Raw genomic sequence first — 25877 nt, forward strand, 5'->3', positions numbered from 1 at the left:
CGTATTCATCACATCAGCACAGCAACAGGAAACATTATGTCCTATCTCGCTCCCTCCGAGTTCGTCACCAAGATGGTGGATGCCGGCGAATCGAAGCTCTACATGGCAACCCGCGACGTCCTGATCCGCGCCTTCATGGCCGGCGCCATCCTCGCGATTGCCGCAGTATTCGCCGTCACCGTCACGGTGCAGACCGGCTCGCCCATCCTGGGCGCCGCGCTCTTTCCCGTCGGGTTCTGCATCCTGTACCTGATGGGCTTCGACCTCCTGACGGGCGTATTCGTGCTGACCCCGCTGGCGCTCTTTGACAAGCGGCCCGGCGTGACGATGGGCGGCATCCTCAAGCACTGGGGCAAGGTCTTCGTGGGCAACTTCCTGGGCGCGCTGACCGTCGCCGTGCTGATGGCCATCGTCTTCACGTACGGCTTTTCGGTGCCGCCCAACAAGGTCGGCCAGGTCATCTCGCACATCGGCGAAGACCGCACGCTGGGCTACAAGGAATACGGTGCAGGCGGCATGCTGACCATCTTCATCCGCGGCGTGCTGTGCAACTGGATGGTGTCGCTGGGCGTCGTGGGCGCCATGATCTCGACCACCGTCAGCGGCAAGGTCATCGCCATGTGGATGCCCGTCATGCTGTTCTTCGCGATGGGCTTCGAGCACTCCATCGTCAACATGTTTCTGTTCCCGTCGGCCATGATCATGGGCGGCAATTTCTCGATCATGGACTACATGATCTGGAACGAAATCCCGGTGGTGCTGGGCAACCTGATCGGCGGCATCTCGCTGACGGGCCTGACGCTCTACACCACGCACATGAAGACCGCGCCCAAGCGCCGCTTCAACTGATCGCGTCGGCATGGACGGCTACTCCCCCGGCGCGCCCGCCGCCTCGCTGAAAGTGGCGGTGGGACAGCACACCGATCCCGGCGTCAAGTCCGTCAACCAGGACTTCCACGGGCTGTGCGTGCCGGGCGAGCCGCTGCTGGGCGCCAAGGGCATCGCCATCGCGCTGGCCGACGGCATCAGCAGCAGCAACGTCAGCCACATCGCCAGCGAGACGGCGGTGGCCAGCTTTCTGGAAGACTATTACTGCACGCCCGAGACCTGGTCCGTGAAGAAGTCGGCTCAGAAGGTGCTCAGCGCGGCCAACGCCTGGCTGCATTCGCAAAGCCGCCAGCGCCATGGGCAGGACCAGGACAGCGGCTACGTCTGCACGCTGACCGTGATGGTGCTCAAGGGCGCCACCGCGCACATCCTGCATATCGGCGACGCGCGCATCTATCGCCTGCGGGATGGCGCGATCGAGCAGCTGACCGAGGATCACCGCGTCTGGGTCGCGCACGACAAAAGTTACCTGGGCCGCGCGCTGGGCCTGGCGCCGCATCTGGAAATCGACTATCACACCCAGGCCGTGGAACCGGGCGACGTGTTCCTGCTGGCGACCGATGGCGTGTACGAGCATGTCGGCGACGACGATCTGCGCGAGGCCGTGGCCGCCAACGCCAGCGATCTGGACGCCGCCGCGCGCGCATTGGTCGCGCTGGCGCTTGCCCGCGGCAGCGACGACAACCTGACCATGCAAATAGTGCGCGTCGACGCCCTGCCCGCGCGCCAGGCCGCTGAGATGGCGCAGTATTCCGGCAGCCTGCCCTGTCCGCCGTTGCTGGACGTGGCTCAGACGTTCGAAGGCTTTCGCATCACGGACGAGCTGCGCGCCAGCAGCCGCAGCCACGTTTACCTGGCCGAAGACCTCGACAGCGGCGACACCGTCGTCATCAAGATCCCGTCCTTGGACCTGCGGCACGACCCCGCCTATCTGGAACGCCTTTTGACCGAGGAATGGCTGGCGCGCCGCATCGACAGCCGCCACGTCGTGCGCGCCTGGCCGCGCACGCGGCAGCGCCGCTCGCTCTACACCGTCAGCGAGTACATCGAAGGGCGCACGCTGACGCAATGGATGGCGGCCAATCCGCGTCCGGCGCTGGAACCGACAATCGCCATCATCGAGCAGATCGCACGCGGCCTGCAGGCGTTTCACCGGCTGGAGATCGTGCATCAGGATCTGCGGCCGGACAACATTCTGATCACGCCCGACGGCACGGCAAAGATCATCGATCTGGGCTCGGCCCGGACGGCCGGCATCCAGGAACTGGGCGCCGATGGCGACGACGCCATGCCGGTGCTGGGCACCGCCCAATATGCGGCGCCCGAGTACTTCCTGGGCGAAGCCGGCACGGCGCGGTCCGACATCTATTCGCTGGCCGCGATCCTGTACCAGATGCTGTCCGGCCGCCTGCCGTATGGCGCCGATGTCGCGCGATCGCGCAGCCGCGCCGCGCAACTACGGCTGACCTACGTGTCGGTGCTGGACCGGGAACGCGAAATCCCGGCGTGGATCGACAGCGTGCTCAGCCGGGCCCTGCATCCCGACCCGCAGCACCGCACGCCCGAGCTGTCCGAATTCACGCACGCGCTGCGCAATCCGCCCGACGTGCGCGGCGGCGAACGCCTGCCCCTCTTGGAACGCAATCCGGTGGCTTTCTGGAAAGGCCTGTGCCTGATCCTGGCCATCGTGATCGTGATCCAGGCCCTGACCTCCTGAAACGAGACGACCATGCCCGCCACGAATCCCACCGTGTCCCTGATCGGCGCCGGCCCCGGCGATCCCGAGCTGCTGACCTTGAAAGCCGTCAAGGCGCTTGCCCGGGCCGACGTGGTCCTGGTCGACGACCTGGTCAACCCCGAGATCCTGCAGCACTGCCCCAACGCCCGCATCGTGCGCGTGGGCAAGCGCGGGGGCTGCCGCTCCACGCCGCAGGACTTCATCCAGCGCCTGATGCTTCGCTACGCCCGTCAGGGCCTGCGCGTGGCGCGGCTTAAGGGTGGCGATCCCTGCATCTTTGGCCGTGGCGGCGAGGAAGCGCAGTGGCTCAGCGACCACGGCGTCGCCTGCGAAATCGTAAACGGCATCACCGCCGGGCTGGCCGCGGCAACGTCGGCCGGGATCCCGCTGACGCAGCGTGGCATGGCCCAGGGCGTTACACTCATCACCGCGCATTCGCAGGACGGCGCAACGCCCGACTGGTCCGGCTTGGCACGCAGCGGCACGACGCTCGTGGTCTACATGGGCGTGGCAAAGGTTCACGACATGACCGCCCAGTTGCTGGCTGCCGGCATGGCGCCGGACACGCCGGTAGCGATGATCGAGCGCGCGTCGCTTCCCGGCCAGCGGGTCTGTCCGTCGACGCTGGCCAGCATGGCGTCCGATGCCCAGACCTTCCGGTTGCGCAGCCCTGCCGTGCTGGTCATCGGCGAAGTCGCCGCCTGCCGGATGTTCGGCGTGCTGGACGACGCGGGCGGCGTGCTTGCGCCGCAACGCCGGACGGCCTGATTTCCGCGAACACGCGCCTCACCCCGCACAGAGATACCGATGGCCGAACGCCACATGCCGCCGCCGCTGCGCTTCCTGCTCGCCGCCCGCCGTAGCGAGCTTCAGGGACTGGAAGTCCTGGCCGCCACCTGCGACCTGGTGCTGCGCATCAGCGCGTTGGTGCACGCGCTGCAAAAGGAGCGCGGCTACTCCAACCTGACCCTGTGCAGCGCCGCGGACCGGCTGCAGCCGGTGCTGGCCGGCCTGTCGAGCGACGCGCAGGCCGTGGAAGCCGGCGTACGCACATTTCTAGATGGGCTGGAATCCGACCCCGCGGCCGGCAGCGGCCGGGCACGCCTGCTCAATTGCATCGCCTACGCCCTCTTCCGGCTGGACGAGCTGCCGGCCTTGCGCCGCGAGGTCCGCGACCGGCGCGTGGCGGTGGAAGACGCCGATACCCGATTCACCCAGGTGATCGGCAGCCTGCTTGCAGTGGTCTTCGAAGCCGCCGACTCTTCACTCGATCCGGATGTCACGCGCCTGTTGGTGGCGCTGCTGAATTTCATGCAAGGCAAGGAACTGAGCGGCCAGGAGCGCGCCTGCGGCGTCATGGGCTTTACAGCCGGCTGGTTCGACGACGCCCGCAAGGCGCGCATGCTGGGCCTCGCGGCCAACCAGGCCCGCAGCTTCGGCGTCTACTCGCAGTATGTGCAGGGCGCGCCACTGCAGGCGTGGGACCAGATCCAGCAGCAGGCGCAACCCGTGCAACGCATGCGCGACATGGCGCAGCACACGTCGGACGCGCAGCGCGTCGACAGCGGCCTGGCCGAGCTGTGGTTCGACCTGTGTACGGCGCGCATCGACGCCATGCGCAACGTTGAAACCCAATTGGCGCAGGAACTGGCGCAGCAGTGCGCCCGGCGCATCGCCGACACCCGCCAGGAACTGGACGACCGCCGCCTCCTGCTCAGCCGCTACACCGATCATGCCAGCGGCCGCGTCCCCAGCATGGTGTTCAGCGTGCAGAGCCGCATCCTGGACGTGCCGCCCGAGGACGGCGTGGGCGGCGAGCTGGAACGGTCGATTCTGGACATGATGCGCGAGCAGACGCTGCGCATGCAGCAGGCCGACGATGCGCTGACCAGCGTGCGTGGCGCGCTGGACGACAGGAAGCGCATCGACCGCGCCAAGCTGCTGTTGATCAGCCGCTACGGCCTGACCGAGCAGACGGCGCATGAACGCCTGCAACGCGCGGCGATGGACGGCGGCCTGTCGCTGGCGGACGTGGCGCGGCAGATCATCGCGCAGTTGGGCGGCAACTGAACCCTGCTCCTAGCGGAACACGCGCTGCACCAGGCTGACTACGGCCGCTGCCAGCGCCACGCCCGCCACGATTCGGAAATGATCCAGGCTGGCCAGCAGCACCGACTGCTGGTCCACCAGTTGCGCGATCTGCGCCGTGGCAAGCTGCCGCGCCTGTGCAGGCCCCGCCGCCGCGCTGAAATAGGCGGTCAGCTGCACCATCGCCGCCTCGAACTGCGCGTTGCCGGTCGCAATGCTTTCCCGCAGCACCGTGTAGTGCCGCAACGTGAACCACTGCTGCCCGATGGTGGCCAACATGATCCCCAGCGCCTGGCCGACCTGCGCCAGCATGTTCTTGACCTGCTGCGCATGGGCGAACACCGCCGGGTCGCCCGTCAGGCCGGTAAAGGTCTGCATCGCGGTCGTCGGCATGAGCGTCATGATGAACATGCCGTAGCAGGCCAGCGCGGGAAACACGTCGGTCCACATGTTGGCCGTGGGCGTCAGGCGCGACATCCACACCCCGAACACCGCCAGCGCCAGGAAGCCGGTCACGAAAAACTTGCGCGGCGAAGGCCACCGCGGCAGCAATTGCGACATCACGGCCCAGGTCAGCACGCCCGCCCCCAATCCCAGCGCGAAGAATTTGCCCGCGGTGACCCAGGCCTGCCCGAGCGCACGCTGCAGCATCACCGGCACCAGGTAGCCGTTGGCGCCAAGCATCACGTAGCAGACCGTGAAAAGCGCCAGTCCGCAGAGGAACCGCGCTTCGTTCATGCCGCCCAGCCGGAGCAGCGGCGCGCCGTTGCGCGTTTCCGACCACACGAAGTAACCCAGCGCGGCCACCCCCGCCGCAGCCGACAGCGCCAGGAGGCTGCCGTGGCTGAAGAAGTCGTAATAGGCGCGCTGCAACGCATGCAGCACCAGGAAGCTGCCCGCCCCCAGCGCGGCGATCGGCAGCAGGCGCACGTTGCCGGCCAGGACCGATCCCGCCTCGCGCCCCGGCATCGCCAGCAGGACGGGCGCCATTGCCAGCACCGACAGCGCCGCGATCAGCCAGAACATCAACGGCCAGCCATCGTGCTCGACCGCCATCGCGGCCAGCCAGGGCGCCAGCGCGGTCCCCAGGCACAGACCGGTCGCCAAGGCCTTGATGCCCAGGAAGCGCGCAGGGCTGGGTGGAATCAGGTTGACGGTCAGCCGGGACGAAGTAAGCATCGCTGCGCAGCCCAGCGCCATCAACACGCGCCCCAACAGGAATTGCGCCGGGTCCTGTGCCAGCGCGCAGACCGCCGCGCCCATGCCCGCGGCGGCCAGCGAGGCCAGCAGGTAGGCGCGCAAGCCCAGCCGATGCGTAAGCCAGCCCTGCAACGCGATCATCATGACCGCCACGCAGGCGTAGATGAGCGCGATGTGGGTGTATTCCTCGGGGCTGGCGCCGATTTCTCCCATGATGGGCGCTGCGCCAAAGGTGGCCATGCCGTTCTGCAGGAAGTCGATGAACGTCAGCGCGCCGATGACGAGGAGCAGCGGGACGGAAGGCTTAGGGTGGGACATGGTTCACAGCCCAGGCTGTATATGCCTAGGCAGATAAATGGATAAAAAAAAACGCCCGGCAAATTACGCCGGCCGCGCGTTGATCAGGATCCGGGATAGCAGCTTGTGCAGCACTTGCGCCTCTGCCTCGGAAAAGCCGTCCAGCAGCCGGCGAAACGCCACTTCGGTGGCTTGGCGCGCCTGCGGAAAAGCCGCCTTGCCCTGTTCGGTCAGCTCGATCAGCGAACTGCGGCGGTCGGCTTCGTTTTCGACCCGGCGAATGAAGCCCTTGGCCACGATCCGATCCAGCAGTCGGGTCATGGCGCCCGAGTCATAGGACAGCACCCGGCAGAAGTCGCTGAGCGTGCGTCCCCACCCCTTGACGATGCAATTGAGCACGACGTACTGCTGCACGGTGATCTGCAACGGGGCCAGATCGCGGTCCAGTGCGTCCAGAATGCCGTTGCGCACCGACGTCACCAGGAATCCCAGTTCGCCGGTGCACAGTTCGTCCAGCACAGAAGGAGTTGCGTTGCTCATGATGGGCCCGGCGCGCCGCCGTCGATATCAATGACGGGATATTAGCTGCCTAGGCAGCTACCTAGCAAGCGGAATCTGGCGAAGCGTGGCGAATGCTGCACTATCCGATTCCGATCCGCCGCGCGCCCTCGCGGAACAGCGCCTGCGTGTCGGGCTCCAGCCGGAATGACGCCAGGAAGTCGTCGACCCGGTAGGTCGCCTGCGCCTTGCGGATGGCGGGCAGAAACCCCAGCGCCTCGTCAGTTCGGCCGGCCAGCGACAGGCAGCAGGCGGCAATCGCCAGGATGTGCACGTGCGCGTTGGGGCGCGCGGCGGCCTTGATCGCCCATCCGGCCGCCTCCTCGATCCGGCCCAGCCGCACCAGCGCCAGTGCGCGCACGGCCAGCATGCCGAACAGCAGCGGATCGAAAGGGCTCAGGTGGCGCGAGTGATCGGATGCGCCGATGGCGGCTTGCGCATCGCCCATCTGGCAGTCGACAAAGCCCAGCGTGTAATGGCCCAGCGCGAAGTTCGGGCTGAGGTCCACGGCGATCCGCAGTTCACTGACCGACTGATCCTGGCTGCCGCGCAGCCACAGCGCCCGCCCCATCGCCCAATGCGCCGCCGGATCGCGGTCATCGGCGATCAGGCTCTGGCCGGCGGTTTCGAACGCCCGATCGATGGCATCGCCCTGCTCGTCCCAACGCTGGAACGCGGTCTGCCAATGCGTGAACGACAAGCCCGCATAGGCCCGCGAAAATGTCGGATCCAGCCGCACCGCCATCTCGAAGAAATGCCGGGCCTGCTCATTGTCGGTACGGTTGAACCGGTACATATGCCACAGGCCGCGGTGATGCGCCTGCCACGCGTCCAGCGAATTGGGCGGCGTCAGGATCGCGCGGTTGCGCTCCGCCGCCTCGATCTCGATGTCGACAGACGCCACGATCCGGTTGCCGATCTCGTCCAGCGCCAGCAAGGCGTCATCGAACGGGTGATCCAGGACATCGGCCCAGACGATCCGCGCCGTGCGGGAATCGACCAGTTGCACGTCCACGGCAAGTCGCTGACCGTGGCGCCGCAGCGAGCCGCTGACGACATAATCCACGTTGAGCGTGCGGCCCGCTTCCTCCGGTCCGACGCTGCGCTGATCCAGCGCAAACACGGTGCCCTGCGCAATGACGAACAGGCTGCGCAGCTTTGCCAGCCGCGCGATAACGTCAAAGACCAGGCCGTCCGCCAATCCGCCCCGTACACCGGCCTGCGCGGACCGGTCCACGAACGGCATGACCGCGATGGATGCCCGTCCGCGCCGGTCCGGCGGGAGCTCGGAAAGGCGGGAAAGCAGATCCGCTTCAGGCAGCGGCTGGAACGGCGGGTCGGCCGTGATCTGCGCGCCTGTCTCGGCCGTGATCGTCGCCCCCGCCTCTCCAGGCCGCGGCGCCACCGCAAAAGCCGGATCCAGCGCTTGACCCAAGCCCTGCCCCAACGTCTGCACGCCGCCCGCCCGCCGGGCGCGCACGTCACGCCACGCCTCGCGCAGCAGCCGCCCATCCAGCCCCTCGGCCTCAAACGCGCGCACGGCCGCAGCCAGATGTTCCTCGCCCTCGCGCCACTGCCCGCGCAGGCCCAGCGCGTCCAGCATCAATTCATGCGCCTGCGCATCGAACGGCGCCAATTGCAGCCACTTGTCCAGGCAGGCGAAGCGTTCTTCCGCGCCCGCCGGCAGGCTTGCGGCCTGGTGCGCCAGCACGGCCGCATGGCAGGCGCGCAGGCGCCGCCGCTGCGCGGTCTGCCAACTATGGAAGAACGGACTGCGGCCGATCTCAAGCCCTTCCAGGAAATCGCCCTGGAACAGCGCCAACAGGGCGCGCAGCCTGTCGGGACCCGCCTTGTCGATGCCGTCCTGCATCGCCGCGCCGATGTCCAGGACATCCACGCGGCAATCGGACAGGTCGAGGCGCACCGCGTCCTGCACCGTCTCGACCCGGCGGCGGCCCGGCTCATCCAGCAGGCCGCGCGCCTTGCTCAGGCACCAGCGCAGCTCGCCGCGCGGATCGTTCGGAATATCCCACAGCAATTCGCACAGGTGCGCCCGCATCACGGCGTTCGGGGCCAACGCCAGGTAGGCGATCAGCGCCCGCAGCTTGCGCGACGGCGGCAACGCCAGCGGCGCGCCCCCGCGGCTGATCGCCAGCGGTCCCAGCATGCGCACGTGGATGCCCGCGCCGGTCGAATCCACGGCAGATTCCACGCCCGCTACCACGCTCGCCTCCACGCCTGGTTTTTATCGTTGTTTCCGGGGCGCACGGCACGCGAATTCCTTCTCGGCGCTGGTTGCACTACCCCGGCGCGCTGGCAATGGATGCTGTCGCGCACCCCACGCAATAACGGAGAGTCACCATGTCCATTTCCTCCCTTGCCACCAGTGACGTGCGCGAAACCGCACAGCCCGACCTGGCCGCCTTGAAGACCCGCCAGCAGGGCACCTGGTCCTCCGGGGACTACGCCGTCGTCGGCACCACGCTGCAGATCGTAGGAGAACAGCTTTGCGAAGCCCTTGATGTCCGCGCCGGGCAGAAGGTGCTGGACGTTGCCGCCGGCAACGGCAATGCCACGCTGGCCGCCGCCCGCCGCTGGTGCGACGTCACGTCGACCGACTACGTGCCCGCGCTGCTTAGCCGCGGCCGCGAGCGCGCCGCCGCAGAACGCCTGAAGATCGAATTCCAGGAGGCCGACGCCGAGGCGCTGCCCTTCCCCGACGCCGCGTTCGACGTCGTCATGTCGACCTTCGGGGTGATGTTCACGGCAGACCAGGACAAGGCCGCGTCCGAGCTGATGCGCGTGTGCAAGCACGGCGGCAAGATCGGCCTGGCCAACTGGACGCCCGACGGCTTCATCGGCCAGATCTTCAAGACCATCGGCAAGCACCTGCCCCCGCCCGCCGGCGTCAAGTCGCCCGCGCTGTGGGGAACCAAGGCGCGCATCGAAGAGATGTTCGGATCGCAAGCCGCGTCGATTCAGTGCGAACCGCGCCACTTCGTGTTCCGCTACCGCTCGCCCGAGCACTGGATGCAGGTTTTCAAGACCTACTACGGCCCGCTGCTCAAGGCCTTCGGCGCGCTGGAACCCGCGGCGCAGACGGCGCTGACCGCCGATATCACCGCGCAGATCGAACGCTTCAACCGCTCCGGCGATTCGGCGGTCGTGGTGCCCAGCGAGTACATGGAAATCGTGATCACCCGCCGGTGATCGCGCGGCAGACCCCGCCTCGCAAGCGGCGGGATCGGCCTGGCGGTCGGCTGTGTGGTCCATGGCGCAGCGCCTTCACGGCCGTCCGCCGGCAAGCGCCGGGCAACCGTTGTAGAGGAACCATCCGTTGAAGTAGGCAGCGGCGTGCCCCGCCGCTGCCGCACTGGGTGCGAGCCCATAGCCGAAATAATACGCCCGCCCCTACCCCTACGGCAGGTTCTCCCGGAATATCACCTGGCTGCGCGCCAATTCCACCCCATTCATCGCGCTGCGCTTATCCCGCAGATTGCTGAAAATGCGCACGCAGCTCATCAGCGCTTCCATCGGGCTTTGCGTGATCACGGCGTCCATCGTGCCGTCGATCAGCAGCGAACGCGTGTCGGGCGTCAGTCCATGCCCGATGAAAACAACCCGGTGCTGCTGCCCTGCTTCTTTCAGCGCGCGGGCCACACCATCTGACGCGCCGCCGATGTTGTAAATCCCGGCAAGCTGCGGATACTGCTCCAGCAACTGCCGCGTCTGTTCGTAGTTGCGCTGCGCGTCGTCATAGCCTTCGCGCAAGTCCACCACCTGCATGGCTTGGAATTGTTCGGCGTAGAGCTGCAGAAATCCGCTTTCCCGCTCTTCATGGGCGCGGTAATGCCGCGACCCCGCGATCAGCGCCACATGCGCCGCGCGCATCCCGATAAAGCGCGCGATCAGATAGCCGGCCGTGCGCCCGGCGGCCCGATTGTCCAACCCCACGTAAGCCGTGCGCGCACTGTTGGCGATGTCGGAGATCAGCGTCACCGTCGGCACGCCCTGCTGCGCCAGCGCATTCACGGCCTCGCGCACCACGGGGTGCTCCAGCGCCATGAACGCAATTCCGTCGGCCCGCTTGCCATGTTTGGCCAGCGCCTGCGCCAGCGCATCGGGATTGAAGCTTTCCACGTACTCGACATGGCACTTGGCATTTAACGGCGCAAAGTGCTCGTGCGCAAAGTTGACGGTATCGCCCAGCATGCGCAGATAGCGATTGCTGCCGCGCGGCAGCAGGAACACCAGCCGCATCGGCTCGGGCGCGGGGGCCGCGTACGCCTCTTCGTCCGGCAGGTAATCCAGTTCGATGGCGGCCTTGAAGACCTTTTGCGCCGTGGCCGGGCGCACGCCAGGCCGGCGATTGAGCACGCGATCGGCCGTGGCCGTCGACACGCCCGCGCGGGCAGCCACGTCCGCCAGCTTGGCGAGTCCACGAGAGGAGGCGCTTCTATTCACATCAAAAACCATCATGAATAAGATTTGACGATGATAGCGCCTATTCACTATTGTCCACAGTGCCGCAGGGCTAAGGCGGTTTTGTGGCACATCAAAAAACATCATAAGCAAGACAACGGAGACAACCATGAAGCTGCTTACTCGCCGCAGTGCCCTGCGCCGCCTTTGCGCGGTTCCCGCCCTCGCCGTCGCCGGCACCGGCTTTCCGCTGATCGCCCGCGCCGCCGATTACTCGCTCAAGTACGGCAACAACCTGCCGGTGACGCATCCGCTGAACATCCGCGCCCAGGAAGCGGCCGAACGCATCCTCAAGGAAAGCAACGGCCGCGTCGACATCAAGATCTTCCCGAACAACCAGCTGGGCGGCGACACCGACATGCTGGCCCAGGTGCGTTCCGGCGGCATCGACTTCTTCACGCCGTCCGCCCTGGTGATCGCCACGCTGGTGCCGGTGGCCGCCATCAACGCCGTCGGCTTCGCGTTCAAGGACTACGACCAGGTCTGGAACGCCATGGACGGCGCGCTGGGCGCCCACGTGCGCGCCGCCATCGCGCAGCGCAAGCTCTACGCCTTTGAAAAGATGTGGGACAACGGCTTCCGCCAGACCACCAGCAGCAAGGGTCCGGTCAATACGGCCGCCGACATGGACGGCCTGAAGATCCGCGTGCCGGTGAGCTCGCTGCCGATCTCCATGTTCAAGGGCCTGGGCGCCGCGCCCGCCAGCCTGCAGTTCAGCGAGGTCTACTCGTCGCTGCAGACCAAGGTGGTGGACGCGCAGGAAAACCCCCTGCCCATCATCCAGGTCGCCAAACTGTACGAAGTGCAGAAGTACTGCTCGCTGACCAAGCACATCTGGGACGGCTACTGGTTCATCGCCAACGGCCGCATGTGGGAAGGCCTGCCCGCCGACCTGAAGACGGTGGTGGCGCGCGGCATCAACGAAGCCGGCCTGGCCCAGCGCGAAGACATCAAGAAGCTCAACGCCTCGGTGCAGGCAGACCTGGAATCCAAGGGCCTGGTGTTCAACCAGCCGTCCGCCGACAGCTTCCGCGAACAACTGCGCACCGCGGGCTTCTACAAGGAATGGCAAGGCCGGTTCGGCAATGAGGCCTGGGGCCTCCTGGAGCAGTCCGTCGGCAAGCTGGCCTGAGGTCGCGCGCCATGTCCTCCCTGTCCGCTCCCCACGCCGCGGCGCCCGCGCTGCCGGCCAATCCCCTGCGCCGGGCGGCCGGCGCGCTCGACAGCGTGTTGGGCACCGTGGTCGAACACGTTGCCGCAGCCATCGTGCTGGTCGAGATCCTCGTCCTGTTTGCGGGCGTGGTGGCGCGCTACGCGTTCCACAGCCCGCTGGTCTGGTCCGATGAACTGGCGTCGATCCTGTTCCTCTGGCTGTCCATGCTGGGCGCCGTCGTGGCGTTGCGGCGCGGCGAGCACATGCGCATGACGGCGCTGGTGAACAACGTCAGCCCGGCGCGTCGCGCGCAGCTTGAAACCGCAGCGCTTGCGGCGTCGCTGGCGTTCCTGGTGCTGATCCTGGCGCCCGCCATCGAGTACGCGCATGAAGAACACTTCATCATCACGCCGGCGCTGGAACTGAGCAACGCGTGGCGTGCCTCGGCAATTCCGGTTGGCATGGGCCTGATGGGCGTCATTGCGCTGCTGCGCCTCTTGCGCACGCAGCCGCTGCCGCAGGTGGCGATGGCGCTGGCGGGCGTGGCGGCGGTCGTCGGCCTGTTCTGGCTGGCGCAGCCCCTGTTCTCCGGACTGGGCAAGCTGAACCTGGTGATCTTCTTCGTGGGCATCGTCGCCGCAACCGTGTTTTCGGGCGTGCCGATCGCATTCTCGTTCGCGCTGGCCACCTTCTCGTACCTGGCGCTGACCACCAACACGCCGATGGTCGTCATGGTAGGCCGGCTGGACGAAGGCATGTCGCACCTGATGCTGCTCGCGGTGCCGCTCTTCATCTTCCTGGGCTCGCTGATCGAAATGACCGGAATGGCGCGCGCCATGATCCAGTTCCTGGCCAGCCTGCTCGGCCACGTGCGCGGCGGACTGTCCTACGTGCTGATCGGCGCCATGTATCTGGTGTCCGGCATCTCGGGCTCGAAGATCGCCGACATGGCGGCCATCGCGCCCGTGCTGTTCCCCGAAATGAAAAAGCGCGGCGCCAAGCCCGGCGATCTGGTCGCCTTGCTGTCCGCCACCGGCGCGCAGACCGAGACGATTCCGCCGTCCATCGTGCTCATCACCATCGGGTCGGTGACGGGCGTGTCGATCGCCGCGCTGTTTACGGGAGGCCTGCTGCCCGCCGTCGTGCTGGGCCTGGCTCTGTGCGGCGTCGTCTGGTGGCGCTACCGCAAAGAAGACCTGAGCCTCGTCCAGCGCTTCACCTTCAAGGAGATCGGCCGGTTCTTCATGATCGCGCTGCCCGCCGTGGCCCTGCCGTTCGTGATCCGCGCCGCCGTCGTCGAAGGCGTGGCCACCGCCACCGAGGTCTCCACCATCGGCATCGTGTACTCCGTCGTCGTGGGCCTTGTGATCTACCGCTGCTTCGACTGGGCGCGTGTCAAGCCCATGCTGATCGAAACTGCCTCCCTGTCCGGCGCCATCATGCTGATCGTGGGCTGCGCCACCGCCATGGCGTGGGCGTTGACGCAATCGGGCTTCTCGGGCGATCTGGCCAAGCTGATGGCGGGCATGCCCGGCGGCAGCTACGGCTTCCTGGCCGTCTCCATCGTGGCCTTCATCATCCTGGGCAGCGTGCTGGAAGGCATCCCCGCCATCGTGCTGTTCGGCCCGCTGCTGTTCCCGATCGCGGTGCAGGCCGGCGTGCATGAAGTCCATTACGCGATGGTCGTGATCTTCGCCATGGGCATCGGCCTGTTCGCACCGCCCTTCGGTGTCGGCTACTACGGCGCCTGCGCCATCAGCCGCGTCGATCCCAACGAAGGCATCCGCCCGATCTGGGGCTATATCGGCGCGCTGCTGATCGGCCTGATCGTCGTCGCCGCCTTCCCCTGGTTCTCCATCGGTTTCCTGTGACGCGGCGCGGCCCCTTGCGGGCCGCGCCCTTCCCGTCTCTCAGCCACCCTTTTATAAAGATCCAACATGAGTCGTTTCCTGGGCGAGATCCGCCAACTCGGTTATGTCGTGCACGACATCGAAGCCGCCATGGACTACTGGAGCACCAAGCTCGGCGTGGGTCCCTGGTACTACAACCCGCGCGTGCCCATCGTCAATTACCAATACGACGGCAAGGGCTATGAACCGCACAACTCCGTCGCCCTGGCCAACTCCGGCTACGTGCAGGTCGAACTGATCCAGACCCGCAACGACGTGCCCTCCATGTACCGAGACTTCCTGCAAGCCGGCCGCACCGGCCTGCAGCACGTCGCCTACTGGACCGAAAGCTACGACGCCGACCTGGAACGCCTGTTGGCGCAAGGCTTCAAGCCCAAGATGAGCGGTGAAGTCGGCGAAAAAGGCCGCTTCATCTACTTCGACACCGAATACCACCCCGGCACCGTCATCGAGCTCTCGGAAGTGGCCGGCCCCAAAGGCCGCCTCTTCGACCTGATCCGCGAAAGCTCGGTGAACTGGGACGGCAAGGACCCCGTCCGCGCCTTCCCCGACCTGAGCCGCCTCTGATACACCCCTGCCGCACACGCCACCATGAATTCCCAATCGTTTACCGCCACCTACCTGATTGAGACCCCCGTCGACCCCGCCAAGGTTGCGGAGGTCATGGCCGGCGAGCAGTCCTGCGGCACCTTCACGCGCGTGCAGGGCGAAACGGACGAACTGCGCGCCCGCGCCCGCGCCCGGATCGAATCCATCGAAACGCTGGAAACGGTCGACACGCCCAGCCTGCCCAATGCGTATCTCGCGCGCCAACCGGGTGGCATGCCGGGCAAATTCCAGCGCGCGCGGATTCGCATCGCGTTTCCCGTCGCCAACGTGGGCGCCAACCTGCCCACGCTGGCCGCCACCGTCGGCGGCAATCTGTACGACCTGGGCGAAGTCACCGGCCTCCGGCTCGAAAGCATGGAGCTGCCCGCCAACTACCGCGCGCAATTCGACCTGCCCCAGGTCGGCATCGCCGGCACCCGCGCGCTGACCGGCGTGGACAAGGGTCCGCTGGTCGGCACCATCATCAAGCCAAACGTCGGCCTCTCGCCCGAGCAGACCGCGCACCTGGTGGCGCAGCTTTGCGCGGCCGGCGTGGACTTCATCAAGGACGACGAGGTGTGCGCCAACCCGGCCCACGCCCCGCTCGCCCAGCGCGTCGCCGCCGTGATGGCCGTAGTGCGCGCGCACCGCGAACGCACCGGCCGCAACGTGATGGTTGCGTTCAACATCACCGATGAAACCGACGCCATGCGCCGCCACGCCGAACTGATCGAACGCGAAGGCGGCACCTGCGTCATGGCCAGCCTGAACTGGTGCGGCTATTCGGCTATCCAGACCCTGCGCCGCAGCACGCCGCTGGCGTTGCATGGTCATCGCAATGGGTTCGGCGCGCTATCGCGCCATCCGCTGCTGGGCATGGGATTCCAGGCGTATCAGACGCTGTGGCGGCTGGCCGGTGTGGACCACATGCACGTGCATGGGTTGCAAGGCAAGTTTTCGCAGGAAGACAGCGAAGTCGTGGACTCGGCGCGCGATTGCCTGGCGTCGCTGACCCCGGGAATCGACGACGCCGTCATGCCTGCTTTCTCGTCGGGTCAGTGGGCCGGGACCGTGCCCGCGACCTGGGCGGCCGTGCGCAGCGACGATCTGCTGTTCATGTCGGGCGGGGGCATTCTGGCGCATCCGGATGGTCCGGCGGCTGGGGTGCAGAGCATTCGTCAGGCGTGGCACGCCGTGCGGGACAACCAGCAGCTGGAAGACTACGCCCGCAACGCGCCTGAGTTGCAGCGCGCGCTGGAGTTTTTTGGAAGCCGCGCATGATTGGCGGCACCGCGCCTCAGGTGTGCTGGTATGGCGACGACTTCACCGGCGCCACTGACACGCTCGCGGAGGTCGCCCGGGCGGGCCTGCGCAGCCTGCTGTTTTTGGGCGTGCCTTCTTCTTCGCAACTGGAACGTGCCGGGCCGTTGGATGCCATCGGCATCGCGGGCGCCGCGCGTGGGATGGCCCCGGCGGAGATGGTCGAGGAACTGCGCGCGGTTGGCGCGTTCATGGCAAGCACCGGCGCGCGCGTGCTGCATTACAAGTGCTGTTCCACCTTCGACAGCGCGCCGCACGTCGGCAGCATCGGGGTGGCGGTGCGGGAGCTGCGCCGGCATTTTGCGAACCCCATCGTGCCGATCGTTGGCGGGCAGCCCAGCATTGGCCGGTATTGCAGCTTTGGAAACCTGTTTGCGCGCGCGGGGTCTGCGCCGGAGATTCATCGCATCGATCGCCATCCCGTGATGAGCGTGCATCCCGTCACGCCGATGCACGAGGCGGATTTGCGGCGGCATCTGGAGGCGCAGGGGTTGGAGGGCGTGCGGTCGGTGCCGCATGTTGCTTATCCCCCGATTGCGAAATTGGCAGTGAACGCGGGCGCCGACCCCGCCGTGAATTCCGGTACGAACATCGCCGAGCTCGATGGGTGGATCGATCAGGTCATGGAAAACGCGGACGGACCGCTGCTCCTGGATCTGGTGGACGAATCGCAGCTCGCCGTGATCGGCCGCCTGATTCAACGCGAGGCAGCCCGCGCCCCGCTCGTGGCCGTCGGCCCGAGCAGCGTGCAGCAAGCCCTGGCCCGCGTCCGGCCCGCCGGACAAGCCCCCGCTACACAACCGGCCCCGCTCGGCCCGTCGGACGGCCCGGTGCTGGTCGTCGCGGGCAGCCTGTCGCCCGTCACCGCGCGACAGATCGCTGCGTGCGAAAGCTATACGCGCCAACCGCTGCAAGTCGTGCGGCTGCTGGCTGATGCCGGCTATGCCGCGCAACAGATCGCGTTGGCCGCCGCGACATTGGCCGAAGGCCGCAACGTCCTGGTGTATACCGACAGGCCTGCCGGCTCGGTCAGCGCGGACCAGACCGCCGCAACAGCCCGCGCCACCGCCAGCCTCGTCGCGGACATCGTGCGCGCCAGCGCAAAGACCGGTCATCGGCTGAACCGCATTGGCATCGCGGGCGGAGACACTTCAAGCCAGGCGACGCTTGCCTTGGGATTGTGGGGGTTGGCGTTTCGCTGCGTGCTGGCGCCGGGGGTGACGGTCAGCGTTGCACGCAGCGACGACCCCGTGATCGACGGAATTGAACTGATGCTCAAGGGCGGGCAAATGGGCGGGGATCGCTTGTTTGATGCGTTGGCCGCAGGCAATGCGTGAGCGGCCAATGCATCGGATCAACGGTTCACCAGCTTCTTGGGCAGCGTCAACGTAAGGGCCGCACCGATCATCGCCACGCAGGCGATAAATATCACGCCATTATCGGTGCTGCCTGTGACATCCTTGACGACGCCGACGACATACGGGCTGACAAATCCGCCCAGTCCGCCAAAGCAGTTGATCAGTGCCACGCCCGCTGCCATGCCGACGCCCGAAAGAAACAGTCCGGGAATCGTGAACAGCATGGACGTCGTGCTGTAGGCGCCAACCGCGGCGATCGTCAGCGACAGAAGCGCCAGCCCCATCGACCCATGGAACCAGACACTGCCAATCAAGCCGACGCACACGCAGGTGAACGGTCCAACCAGATGCCAGCGGCGCTCGCGCATGCGATCAGAACTACGGCCGATCAGATACATCACCACGAAAGCCGCGGTGAACGGCACTGCGGTGTAAAGACCCACGTGCATGACGTCCCCCACGTTCAGCTGCTGCACAAGCGTGGGTAGCCAGAACGACACGCCGTAAGAGCAGATGGCCGAGCAGAAGCAGATGCTGGTCATCTTCCACACCCGCCGATCTTTCAGCGTGGCCGCGAGCGACACGGTGGACTTGTCGTGACGCGTGAGCTCGCGCTCGGCCTGGAGTTCGCCTTCCACCAGCTCGCGCTCGCCCTGGGTAAGCCACGGGGCAACCGCGGGGCTGTCGGCCAGGTATTTCAGGCACAACAGGCCGAGGATCAGCGACGGCACGGCTTCGATAAGGAACATCCATTGCCAGCCAGCCAACGAGTGCGCTCCGTGGCCCCATTCGATGATGGCGCCGGAAAGCGGCGCGCCGATCATGCCTGACAACGGCACCGCCCCCACAAAAAGCGCCACCATCTTCGCTCGCTTGTTTGCGGGAAACCAATAGGTCAGATACAGGATCACGCCAGGATAGAAGCCGGCTTCGGCCGCGCCCAGCAGGAAGCGCAACACGTAGAACTGCGTCGGCGTCTCGACAAAGGCAAAGCAGGCCGAAATGATGCCCCACAGAATCATGATGCGGGAAATCGTCCGCTTGGCGCCGATGCGCATCATCAGCAGATTGCTGGGCACCTCGAAGATCAGATACCCGATAAAGAACAGTCCCGCGCCCAAGCCATAAACGGCATCGCTGAAGCCCAGGTCGTTCAGCATGTGCAGCTTGGCAAAGCCGATATTGATGCGGTCCAGATACGCCGCCACGTAGCACAACATGAGAAACGGCATGATGTGCAGCGCCACCTTGCGGTAGACGGCATTCCGGTCCGGCGCATTTCCCGCGTAGGCGGGCTGAGTCAGAGTTGCTTGCACGGATTTTCCCCTTGCGGATGTCAGGCGGACGCCCCGCCCTGACTTATGGTTTGAGTTGGAATATGGCTTCGACTTCCACCGCCATGCCCGACGGCAACGACGAAGCGCCGGTGGCGATGCGCGCATGCAGGCCGCGCTCGCCCAGGACAGCGGTCAGCAGATCCGAAGCGCCGTCCAGCACCTTTGAATGCGCATCAAAGTCCTCGGCGCAATTGACCACACCGGCCAGCCGCACCGAGCCGGCGACGCGCGCCAGATCGTCCCCGCAGGCCTGAGCGAGATGGCCGAGCACATTGAGCGCGCACAGCGCCGCAGCATCGCGGCCTTGCTCGACGCTCAGATCGCGCCCCACGCGGCCCGAGAACTCCAGCACGCCGTTGCGCCGCGGCGCTTGTCCCGCGACGAACAGCAAGTCTCCGGCGCGCACGGCCGGAACGTAGCTGCCGCGCGGCGGATTGACGGTTGGCAATGCAAGTCCTAGTTCGGCCAGCCGGCCGGAGATGGTGGTTGCGCTCATTTCAGTTGCCTCCAGTCGCCCTGATGCCCCTGCCAGTTGATCGAATGACCCAGCGCACGCATCACACTGCCACGCAGTGCGCGAACCATCCCTGCGTACTCCTGCATGGCAATGCCGTCGTGCGCCGGTTCGGGCGCCATGAACATGCCGTCCACCCCGCCGCTGGCGACGCACAGCTCGGTGCTCCGGGTTTCCAGTTCAGGTTCGTGGAACACCACCGGGTTTTCTAGCAAGGCGGCAAGTGCCGCCACCACGCCCGTTGCACCAAAATTGGAGATGTTCGACACCACGAGCCAGTCGGCAGCCGTGACAGCGGCGACCCCGCCCCGTCCCGGCGTGCCGGTATCCGCGGCCTTGGGTGAAAACCGCGGCAAATCCTCGGCAATCACGCCCATGCCCAATTCGTTGCCACCGTCACCGATGCCGATGAACGGGATCTGTGCCGCCTGGATTTTCTCGAACAGATAGTCCAGATTGGCGACCAACCCATCCAGCGGGCGACCGCCCAACCCGTGGTACAGGCCCTTGGCATTTTTTCCGGGCCGCTCGATTGCGATCGCGGCGCAGGGACGCGTTATTGTCACCAGCGCGTCGCAAACCGCGTGGGCGCCGCGATCGTCCTTGGGGACCGTCTTGATATACACCGGCCGCAAGAAATCGAAGGGCTTGATGACGCCATCTTCCGGAAACGGCATCGGCGCCAGGCCCGCGCCGCGGCAGGTGGCGATCATCATCTCTTCCCAGTCTGCGTCGATGACGATGACGGTCTCGCGACGCAACCCCAGGAAGAAGGCCCGGGCCATCAGCGCGGCACCGATCGGGCCATCGGTTTCGGGCGCACCGCCGCCTTCCGGAAAACCTGTCGCAATCAGGATCGGGCCGGCGCTTTCCTGGGCGGCCTTCTGCAACCGCTCGGCAGCGCCCATGCACGCATATCCAGGCTGTCGCGTCTGCAGCGCCTCGTAGAGATTGCCGATCAGTCCCACGCCGGTGTAGTCGACGCGCATGAAGTCGTCGATGGTGCGTGCAACGCGGTGATATGTCTTGGATTCGGAATTCAGCATGATAGGTCAGGCGTTCAACGCCTCGATGAACACAGGGGTATCGACGTTGCCGCCGCTCAGTACGACGACAACGGTCTTGCCCGCAACGTCAATTTTTCCCGCCAGCACGGCGGCAAGTGGCACGGCGCCGCCCGGCTCCACCACCAGGCGCAGGTGCTGATACGCGGCTTTCATTGCACGCCTGACCTCGTCGTCGGTGACGACAAGGCTGCCGGAAAGCAGATCCAGGTTGATCGGAAAGGTCAGCTTGCCCGGCTTCACCACCTGCAGTGCGTCGCAGATTGACTTGGCGCCGGGCGCATTGCTTTCAGGCTGGCCGGATGCCAGCGATCGCGCCAGTTCGTCAAAGCCCGCAGGCTCACCGGCATACACAGCCGTTTCGGGCGACAGCGACTTGACGGCCGTCGCCACGCCAGCAACCAGACCGCCGCCGCTGGACGCCGCAATCACGATGTCCAGCGACGCGCCCATGTCGCGGGCTTGCTCGACGATTTCCAGGCCGACGGTGCCTTGTCCGGCCATGATGTGGGGGTCGTCATAGGGCGGGACGATTACTGCGCCGGTCCTGCCTGCGATTTCCGCGCCAATTGCTTCGCGGTCGTCCTTCTGGCGGTCGTACAGCACCACCTCCGCACCATTCGCGCGTGCGCCCTCAATCTTGGCGCGGGGCGCGTCGGCCGGCATGATGATCGACGCCGAAATGCCTAACGTGCGTGCCACCAACGACGTGGCCAGCGCATGGTTGCCGGATGAAAAGGCCACCACGCCTGCTCGCTTTTCTGCGTCGCTCAGTTGCAGCAACCGATTGACCGCGCCGCGGAACTTGAAGGCGCCGGCGTTTTGCAAGGATTCGGCTTTGACCAACACCCGCGCCCCCGTCAATGCATTGAGCGATGCGCTCTCCAGCAAAGGGGTACGCACGATGTGGGAACGAATGCGTTCGTGTGCTTGCTGCACGTCACCAAGCGTGATGGCAAAGGCGGATGTGGGATCTGCGGTATTCAAGGCTGCTCCTGGCTGAATGGGATTTTGCGCACCCATTACATCCCGGTCGTTTCATAACAACCAATCCTATCTTTGGATAGAAATCAATAAGGCAGCCTTATGGATCGCAGTTTTCCCAGGCGCGTGGACTTTCAGCGGGCGCACCAAGCCCGCGGTTATCAGGGAAACCACTAATACGTTGACGAGGTGAAAGAACTGCTACGGGCGGCCTTTTTTCCGCCCACGCGGATTGCCATCGGATGAAGCGCGCGCAATTTCGCCGGCAAGCTCGGACAACGCCTCTTTCGTCTGTTGGTCACTGCCTGGCGCATAAGCCACGGCAAATGACAGATCACGCAGTTGCATCTGCGCCCGCCGAACCTTTAACCGCCCCTGCGCCACTTCTTTCGCTACCGCCAAACGCGGGACGACGCATACGCCATAGCCGTCCTCTGCCATGCGAACGATGGTGGATAGGGACCAGTTGGTGAAGATCCGAGGCGCGCCATGCTCGGGGGTGGTCAGTTCCCGATGCAGAAACGTATACGGGTAGGTCCGCTTGGGGAAAGTGATCAGAGGATGTCGCGCTACCTCGCTATTCGACAAAGGTTCTTTCCCCACTTTCAGCGAAGGCGCCGAAAGAAAGTTGAGTTCGTAGCTGCAAAGCGGCTTTTCAATCAGCACATCGTCATTCAAAGGCCCGAGCAGGAAGGCCATGTCCAACTCGCCCGACTTCAAGTTTTCGCGCAGGGTGGGCGTGATATCCACGACAAAATCGATGATCACATTGGGATAGCGTTTGCGGCATTGCTCCAGGAACTCCACCAGCCAGGTATGAACGATGGTTTCCGCAACGCCCAAGCGAATGACTCCGCTGATCGCCTGCTCTTCGGCGACCTTCAGCATCATTTCCGAATGCAGCGCCATGAAACGCTCGGCGTACCCATACAGGACGCGGCCCTTCGCGGTGAGCTTTACCGCGCGAGACGTCCGGTCCAACGCCTTGATACCCAGTTCCTTCTCCAACGCCGCAATGCGTTGTGAGACTGCTGGCTGAGTGGTGTGCAGCTTTGCCGCAGCTTTGTTGAAGCTGCTGAAGTTGACCACCCAGTAAAAGACCTCAAGGCTTTTGAAATTCATTTGGATTTTGCGTCAGCGGGAGAGTTCGGCGGCGCCGATTCGACGGCTATTGTGCAGCCCGCGGCACGAGCACAGGCGCATGGCTCGAATTTTATATTCCCGGGTGTCTGGCACCCTGGTGATGCCGGGCAACGGCCAGGCGCTTGCCAGCGCGTTATGCTCCATGGCGGAAGATCCCGCTTTTCGCCGGATCCGGTCAAACAGGAGCCCGCGCAATGAATTGGCGAGTCCGCGCGGCCAGCATGGCTGCCCTTTTGCTTTGCCTTGCAGCGCCTGCCTCGGCGCAATCGCCGGCCACTCAGGCCGAATGGCAAAAGGCTGTCAGTCAAAAGATCCTGCGCGGCATCAGGCTCCCGGCGGCTACCCGCGAGATGAGCTCTCCTGTGGTGCTCAAGGTTCGAATCGCCGTCCTTCGCGACGGGGCGATCGACACGGTCGAGTTGGTGGAATCTTCGGGCAGCGCCGCCGTGGATGAGGCGACGCTCGGCATGATCCGGCGCAACGGCACGTTACTGCCCTTCTCTGCCGACATGGCAGAAGACCGGAAGGACCTGACGCTGCCCATCCGGTTTCATTTCAATGGCGACGCGCCACCAGGATTCCCCGCCACACGAACCCGGTAGCATCGACTCTTCGCTTGCGGCCCGCCGACTCTTCCGATGTGGGGCGCATCAATGCTTGCCGCGTCGCGGCGCACTCGGTGCATGGCGAATGCCCTGACGACCTTTGCATGCGATATCTACCTGCCGTACCAGTACCGCTTCGCCGATTCCCGCTGGCCCCACACAGTCAACCCCCGCGGCGTCGCTTCCGCCATCACCGCCCCGTCCTTGTCGCTGCGCCAGAACCTTCCGCCAGCCCGCATCCACCGCAACTCCACCGCCCGCGCCGGATGCTTGAATCGATTCAGGTGCCCGGCCTGCGCGATGACGTGTTTGGCCTGCGCCGCCGCCACCAATTCACGGCTCGACGATGACGACGAACCGTGATGCGGCGCCAGGACGACGTCGGCATTCGCGAGCCCTTGCTCGACCAGCGCCCGCTCCTGCGCCACACCAACATCTCCCGTCAGCAACAGCGAATGCTCCTTGCCGTCCACGCGCAGCACACAACTGTCGGCATTGCGGTCATCCGCCTTTCCTGTGCGTTCTGACGGCCCCGGATGCAGGAAGGTGAATACCACCCCATCGGCCTCCCAGCGCCCTCCCCGTTCGCACCGCACCATCTCATCGGGCAAGACCGGCTGCGCGTTGCCCACGTCCGGCCACATGCGGGCGTCCCGCCGCACGTAGGCCGGCAGATCGAAAGACGTATAACTGCGCGCTACCGGCACCGCCGCCAGCACCGCACGCGTGCCGCCAACATGATCCATATCCGCGTGCGACAGCACTAGCACGTCCAGCCGTCCGATCCCCCGGGACTGCAGGAATGGCGCGACCACCCGTTCGCCCGCATCGCTGCCGCCATAGCTGCGCGGCCCGGCGTCAAACAGCAGCGATTGATTGGCCGTCTCCACCAGGATCGCGCTGCCCTGCCCTACGTCCATCGCGCTCATGCGCCAGTAGCCGGGTTCGGGCTTGTCCGGCCGCCAGAACAGCAACGGCAACATGCAGACCCATCCCAGATGACGCCCCGGCCACCCGCGTGCCTGCAACGCCCACGCCATGCCCGCGACCGCCAGCAGCAGCCACATCCACCCAGCGGCCGCAACCGGCACGCTGGCCCAGCTTGCGTTGCCCACCCACGCCACGGGCACCATGGTGAGGTCGAAAGCGTCCAGTCCTGCCTGCCCCGCCCACGCCGCCAACGTCTCGGCACCCGGCAGGCACGACAGCGCCGCGCACAGCAACGCCAGCGGCGTCACGATAAAGGTCACAACGGGTATGGCCACGGCATTGGCCAAAGGCGAGCCCAGCGACACCTGATGCACCAGATATGCCAGCAACGGCATCAGCCCAATCGTCACCAGCAATTGCACGCGCACGGCCTGCCCCAACCGCGTCGCGCAGCGCGCGCGCCAGCCGGCGTCGACATCAATCGGCGCGGCTGCGATGCGCAAGAGCACCGCCACCGCGCCGAACGACAACCAGAAGCCCGCTGCCATTGGCGCCCACGGGTCCAGCGCCACGACGGCGGCCGCTGCACAAGCCAGCACACGGCCGCCCGACAACGGCAGCCGAGACAACGCCGCCGCCAGCACCACTAGCAACATGAAGAACGTGCGGCGCGCCGGCACGCCCCACCCCGCAAGCAGGCAATACAACAGCGCAACCAACGCGGCCACCGCCCCGCCGGCGATGCGGGCCGGCATGCGCTCCGCCATTCCCACTCCCCGCCAGCGCAGACGTCGCCACAGCGCCGACGCGAGCAGACCGCCAATGCCCGCAATCGATGTCACATGCATGCCGCTGATCGACACAAGATGCGTGATGCCGCTGCGGTTGAATATCCGCCAGTCGTCGCGCGACACACCAGCCTGATCGCCAATTGCCAACGCAATCAGCACCGGCGCATAACGATGCGCGCCCAGCGCCGCACGCATGCCTTCGCGCACGTGATGCCGCGCACGTTCAATTGCGACGCCGGGCGACGCCCAAGGCCGGTCGTCCAGCAACACAGGTTGTCCACGCACGGTGCCGGTTGCCCGCACGCCGCTGGCAAACATGCGCCCTTCCGTGTCGGGTCCGGCCGGGTTGAGCAGGCCATGTGGTCTGCGCAGCACCAGCGCCATCCGCCAGACCTGCCCCGGCAGCACCTGCGGCACACGTTGGTTGGCGCCGGCGCCCGCCTGCCAGGTGACCTGGATCCGATTCGGGATGCCCGATCGTGCCGGCTCAGCCAGTTCGGCCAGAAAGCGCTGACGCTGCGCGTCGCCGTCTGGCAACGCCACCACGCGCAAGACTAGACGCGACACCTCATCCTGGTGAACGTCCGCCAGCGCATCGTCAAGGCGATGCTGTGCTTGCAGCGCGGCATTCAGCACGCCCGCCAACAACCCCGCCATCACCGCTGCCCCGGTCGCCGTGAGGGGACGCGTTGCCCCCGCCGTGAACAAAAGCGCCCCTGCACAACCGCATGCGAGGATCCACAGCGCGTACGCCGGCGGCAGGGCAGGCAGAATCTGCACCCACGCAGCGCCCGCCACGAATGCCAGACAGAATGATCGCCCGTTGATGTCGGCCTCCCGAAAGCCCACAGCTTAGGGGGGACAGATACGCAGCTGATCGCGCAGTGAACGCACTTGTCCACCGCGGCTGACCGCAAGGATTGCGCCGA

At 66.0% G+C, this 25877-nt stretch carries 21 protein-coding genes; 11 read left to right on the forward strand and 10 right to left on the reverse strand.

Features of this window, described 5'->3' with window-relative positions:
* Positions 1-36 precede the first annotated feature (36 nt).
* From AB3147_RS16285 to AB3147_RS16300, 4 genes are read left to right on the forward strand one after another with little or no spacing between them, the layout of a single operon-like run.
* On the forward strand, positions 37-849 hold the full coding sequence (locus AB3147_RS16285) for a formate/nitrite transporter family protein (RefSeq protein WP_056562246.1): 813 nt from the start codon (positions 37-39) through the stop codon (positions 847-849).
* A 10-nt stretch (positions 850-859) separates the two neighbouring features.
* The gene (locus AB3147_RS16290) at positions 860-2605 is read left to right on the forward strand and encodes a protein kinase domain-containing protein (RefSeq protein ID WP_367352429.1); all 1746 of its coding nucleotides are present in this window, start codon (positions 860-862) and stop codon (positions 2603-2605) included.
* A gap of 12 nt (positions 2606-2617) precedes the next feature.
* Positions 2618-3394: a uroporphyrinogen-III C-methyltransferase gene (gene cobA / locus AB3147_RS16295; RefSeq protein ID WP_175121133.1), complete on the forward strand. Its 777-nt coding sequence runs from the start codon at positions 2618-2620 to the stop codon at positions 3392-3394.
* Between the two features lie 39 nt (positions 3395-3433).
* Positions 3434-4696: a nitrate- and nitrite sensing domain-containing protein gene (locus AB3147_RS16300; protein ID WP_367352430.1), complete on the forward strand. Its 1263-nt coding sequence runs from the start codon at positions 3434-3436 to the stop codon at positions 4694-4696.
* 9 nt (positions 4697-4705) lie between these two features.
* Here the strand turns inward: AB3147_RS16300 and AB3147_RS16305 are convergent, their stop codons facing one another.
* The 3 genes from AB3147_RS16305 to AB3147_RS16315 all read right to left on the reverse strand — a co-directional run bounded on the left by AB3147_RS16305 (position 4706) and on the right by AB3147_RS16315 (position 8969).
* Positions 4706-6232 carry an MFS transporter gene (locus AB3147_RS16305; RefSeq protein WP_367352431.1) on the reverse strand — a complete coding sequence of 509 codons (1527 nt, stop codon included), beginning with the start codon at positions 6230-6232 and terminating at the stop codon, positions 4706-4708.
* Between the two features lie 63 nt (positions 6233-6295).
* Positions 6296-6751: a MarR family winged helix-turn-helix transcriptional regulator gene (locus AB3147_RS16310; RefSeq protein WP_239212519.1), complete on the reverse strand. Its 456-nt coding sequence runs from the start codon at positions 6749-6751 to the stop codon at positions 6296-6298.
* Between the two features lie 100 nt (positions 6752-6851).
* Positions 6852-8969 (reverse strand): transcriptional regulator, encoded by a 2118-nt coding sequence (locus AB3147_RS16315; protein WP_367352432.1) that lies wholly within the window; start codon positions 8967-8969, stop codon positions 6852-6854.
* A 161-nt stretch (positions 8970-9130) separates the two neighbouring features.
* Between AB3147_RS16315 and AB3147_RS16320 the strand changes: the two genes are divergently transcribed.
* Positions 9131-9979 (forward strand): class I SAM-dependent methyltransferase, encoded by an 849-nt coding sequence (locus AB3147_RS16320; protein WP_218344232.1) that lies wholly within the window; start codon positions 9131-9133, stop codon positions 9977-9979.
* Between the two features lie 207 nt (positions 9980-10186).
* On the opposite strand, the gene AB3147_RS16325 is transcribed toward AB3147_RS16320, so the two are convergent.
* Complete coding sequence (locus AB3147_RS16325; RefSeq protein WP_175121127.1) at positions 10187-11248, reverse strand: LacI family DNA-binding transcriptional regulator; 1062 nt, start codon at positions 11246-11248, stop codon at positions 10187-10189.
* Between the two features lie 112 nt (positions 11249-11360).
* Here AB3147_RS16325 and AB3147_RS16330 point away from each other — a divergent pair, with 112 nt between their 5' ends.
* From AB3147_RS16330 to AB3147_RS16350, 5 genes are all read left to right on the forward strand, one after another.
* Complete coding sequence (locus tag AB3147_RS16330; protein ID WP_105239374.1) at positions 11361-12383, forward strand: TRAP transporter substrate-binding protein; 1023 nt, start codon at positions 11361-11363, stop codon at positions 12381-12383.
* Between the two features lie 11 nt (positions 12384-12394).
* On the forward strand, positions 12395-14275 hold the full coding sequence (locus AB3147_RS16335; protein ID WP_175121126.1) for a TRAP transporter large permease: 1881 nt from the start codon (positions 12395-12397) through the stop codon (positions 14273-14275).
* A 66-nt stretch (positions 14276-14341) separates the two neighbouring features.
* Entirely contained in the window at positions 14342-14881 is a 540-nt protein-coding gene (locus AB3147_RS16340) for a VOC family protein (RefSeq protein ID WP_175121125.1), read from the forward strand.
* Positions 14882-14905: 24 nt separating this feature from the next.
* The gene (locus AB3147_RS16345; protein ID WP_239212517.1) at positions 14906-16183 is read left to right on the forward strand and encodes a ribulose-bisphosphate carboxylase large subunit family protein; all 1278 of its coding nucleotides are present in this window, start codon (positions 14906-14908) and stop codon (positions 16181-16183) included.
* On the forward strand, positions 16180-17559 hold the full coding sequence (locus tag AB3147_RS16350; protein ID WP_367352433.1) for a four-carbon acid sugar kinase family protein: 1380 nt from the start codon (positions 16180-16182) through the stop codon (positions 17557-17559). Before AB3147_RS16345 ends, AB3147_RS16350 begins: the two co-directional genes overlap by 4 nt.
* A 17-nt stretch (positions 17560-17576) precedes the next feature.
* On the opposite strand, the gene AB3147_RS16355 is transcribed toward AB3147_RS16350, so the two are convergent.
* From AB3147_RS16355 to AB3147_RS16375, 5 genes are all read right to left on the reverse strand, one after another.
* Entirely contained in the window at positions 17577-18896 is a 1320-nt protein-coding gene (locus AB3147_RS16355) for an MFS transporter (RefSeq protein ID WP_291386640.1), read from the reverse strand.
* Positions 18897-18939: 43 nt separating this feature from the next.
* Positions 18940-19413, reverse strand: coding sequence for a RidA family protein (locus AB3147_RS16360; protein WP_239212511.1), 474 nt, complete (start codon positions 19411-19413; stop codon positions 18940-18942).
* Entirely contained in the window at positions 19410-20420 is a 1011-nt protein-coding gene (locus tag AB3147_RS16365; protein WP_367352434.1) for a DUF4392 domain-containing protein, read from the reverse strand. Before AB3147_RS16365 ends, AB3147_RS16360 begins: the two co-directional genes overlap by 4 nt.
* Before the next feature lie 63 nt (positions 20421-20483).
* Positions 20484-21482, reverse strand: coding sequence for a threonine ammonia-lyase (locus AB3147_RS16370; protein WP_367352435.1), 999 nt, complete (start codon positions 21480-21482; stop codon positions 20484-20486).
* Between the two features lie 198 nt (positions 21483-21680).
* Positions 21681-22601 carry a LysR family transcriptional regulator gene (locus tag AB3147_RS16375; protein WP_367352436.1) on the reverse strand — a complete coding sequence of 307 codons (921 nt, stop codon included), beginning with the start codon at positions 22599-22601 and terminating at the stop codon, positions 21681-21683.
* Between the two features lie 215 nt (positions 22602-22816).
* On the opposite strand from AB3147_RS16375, the gene AB3147_RS16380 reads away from it, so the two are divergent.
* Positions 22817-23224 (forward strand): TonB family protein, encoded by a 408-nt coding sequence (locus AB3147_RS16380; RefSeq protein WP_367352437.1) that lies wholly within the window; start codon positions 22817-22819, stop codon positions 23222-23224.
* A 116-nt stretch (positions 23225-23340) separates the two neighbouring features.
* On the opposite strand, the gene AB3147_RS16385 is transcribed toward AB3147_RS16380, so the two are convergent.
* Entirely contained in the window at positions 23341-25776 is a 2436-nt protein-coding gene (locus AB3147_RS16385) for a DNA internalization-related competence protein ComEC/Rec2 (protein WP_438861024.1), read from the reverse strand.
* Positions 25777-25877: the final 101 nt, after the last annotated feature.

The sequence above is a fragment of the Achromobacter animicus genome (assembly GCF_040775605.1).
Classification (GTDB): Bacteria; Pseudomonadota; Gammaproteobacteria; order Burkholderiales; family Burkholderiaceae_B; genus Achromobacter; species Achromobacter animicus.

Excerpts from the sequence above, each read along its gene's own strand:
- AB3147_RS16285 (WP_056562246.1), top strand. The coding sequence starts at position 37 with ATGTCCTATCTCGCTCCCTCCGAGTTCGTCACCAAGATGGTGGATGCC.
- AB3147_RS16290 (WP_367352429.1), top strand. The coding sequence starts at position 860 with ATGGACGGCTACTCCCCCGGCGCGCCCGCCGCCTCGCTGAAAGTGGCG.
- cobA (WP_175121133.1), top strand. The coding sequence starts at position 2,618 with ATGCCCGCCACGAATCCCACCGTGTCCCTGATCGGCGCCGGCCCCGGC.
- AB3147_RS16300 (WP_367352430.1), top strand. The coding sequence starts at position 3,434 with ATGGCCGAACGCCACATGCCGCCGCCGCTGCGCTTCCTGCTCGCCGCC.
- AB3147_RS16305 (WP_367352431.1), bottom strand. The coding sequence starts at position 6,232 with ATGTCCCACCCTAAGCCTTCCGTCCCGCTGCTCCTCGTCATCGGCGCG.
- AB3147_RS16310 (WP_239212519.1), bottom strand. The coding sequence starts at position 6,751 with ATGAGCAACGCAACTCCTTCTGTGCTGGACGAACTGTGCACCGGCGAA.
- AB3147_RS16320 (WP_218344232.1), top strand. The coding sequence starts at position 9,131 with ATGTCCATTTCCTCCCTTGCCACCAGTGACGTGCGCGAAACCGCACAG.
- AB3147_RS16325 (WP_175121127.1), bottom strand. The coding sequence starts at position 11,248 with ATGATGGTTTTTGATGTGAATAGAAGCGCCTCCTCTCGTGGACTCGCC.
- AB3147_RS16330 (WP_105239374.1), top strand. The coding sequence starts at position 11,361 with ATGAAGCTGCTTACTCGCCGCAGTGCCCTGCGCCGCCTTTGCGCGGTT.
- AB3147_RS16335 (WP_175121126.1), top strand. The coding sequence starts at position 12,395 with ATGTCCTCCCTGTCCGCTCCCCACGCCGCGGCGCCCGCGCTGCCGGCC.
- AB3147_RS16340 (WP_175121125.1), top strand. The coding sequence starts at position 14,342 with ATGAGTCGTTTCCTGGGCGAGATCCGCCAACTCGGTTATGTCGTGCAC.
- AB3147_RS16345 (WP_239212517.1), top strand. The coding sequence starts at position 14,906 with ATGAATTCCCAATCGTTTACCGCCACCTACCTGATTGAGACCCCCGTC.
- AB3147_RS16350 (WP_367352433.1), top strand. The coding sequence starts at position 16,180 with ATGATTGGCGGCACCGCGCCTCAGGTGTGCTGGTATGGCGACGACTTC.
- AB3147_RS16360 (WP_239212511.1), bottom strand. The coding sequence starts at position 19,413 with ATGAGCGCAACCACCATCTCCGGCCGGCTGGCCGAACTAGGACTTGCA.
- AB3147_RS16365 (WP_367352434.1), bottom strand. The coding sequence starts at position 20,420 with ATGCGCGTCGACTACACCGGCGTGGGACTGATCGGCAATCTCTACGAG.
- AB3147_RS16375 (WP_367352436.1), bottom strand. The coding sequence starts at position 22,601 with ATGAATTTCAAAAGCCTTGAGGTCTTTTACTGGGTGGTCAACTTCAGC.
- AB3147_RS16380 (WP_367352437.1), top strand. The coding sequence starts at position 22,817 with ATGAATTGGCGAGTCCGCGCGGCCAGCATGGCTGCCCTTTTGCTTTGC.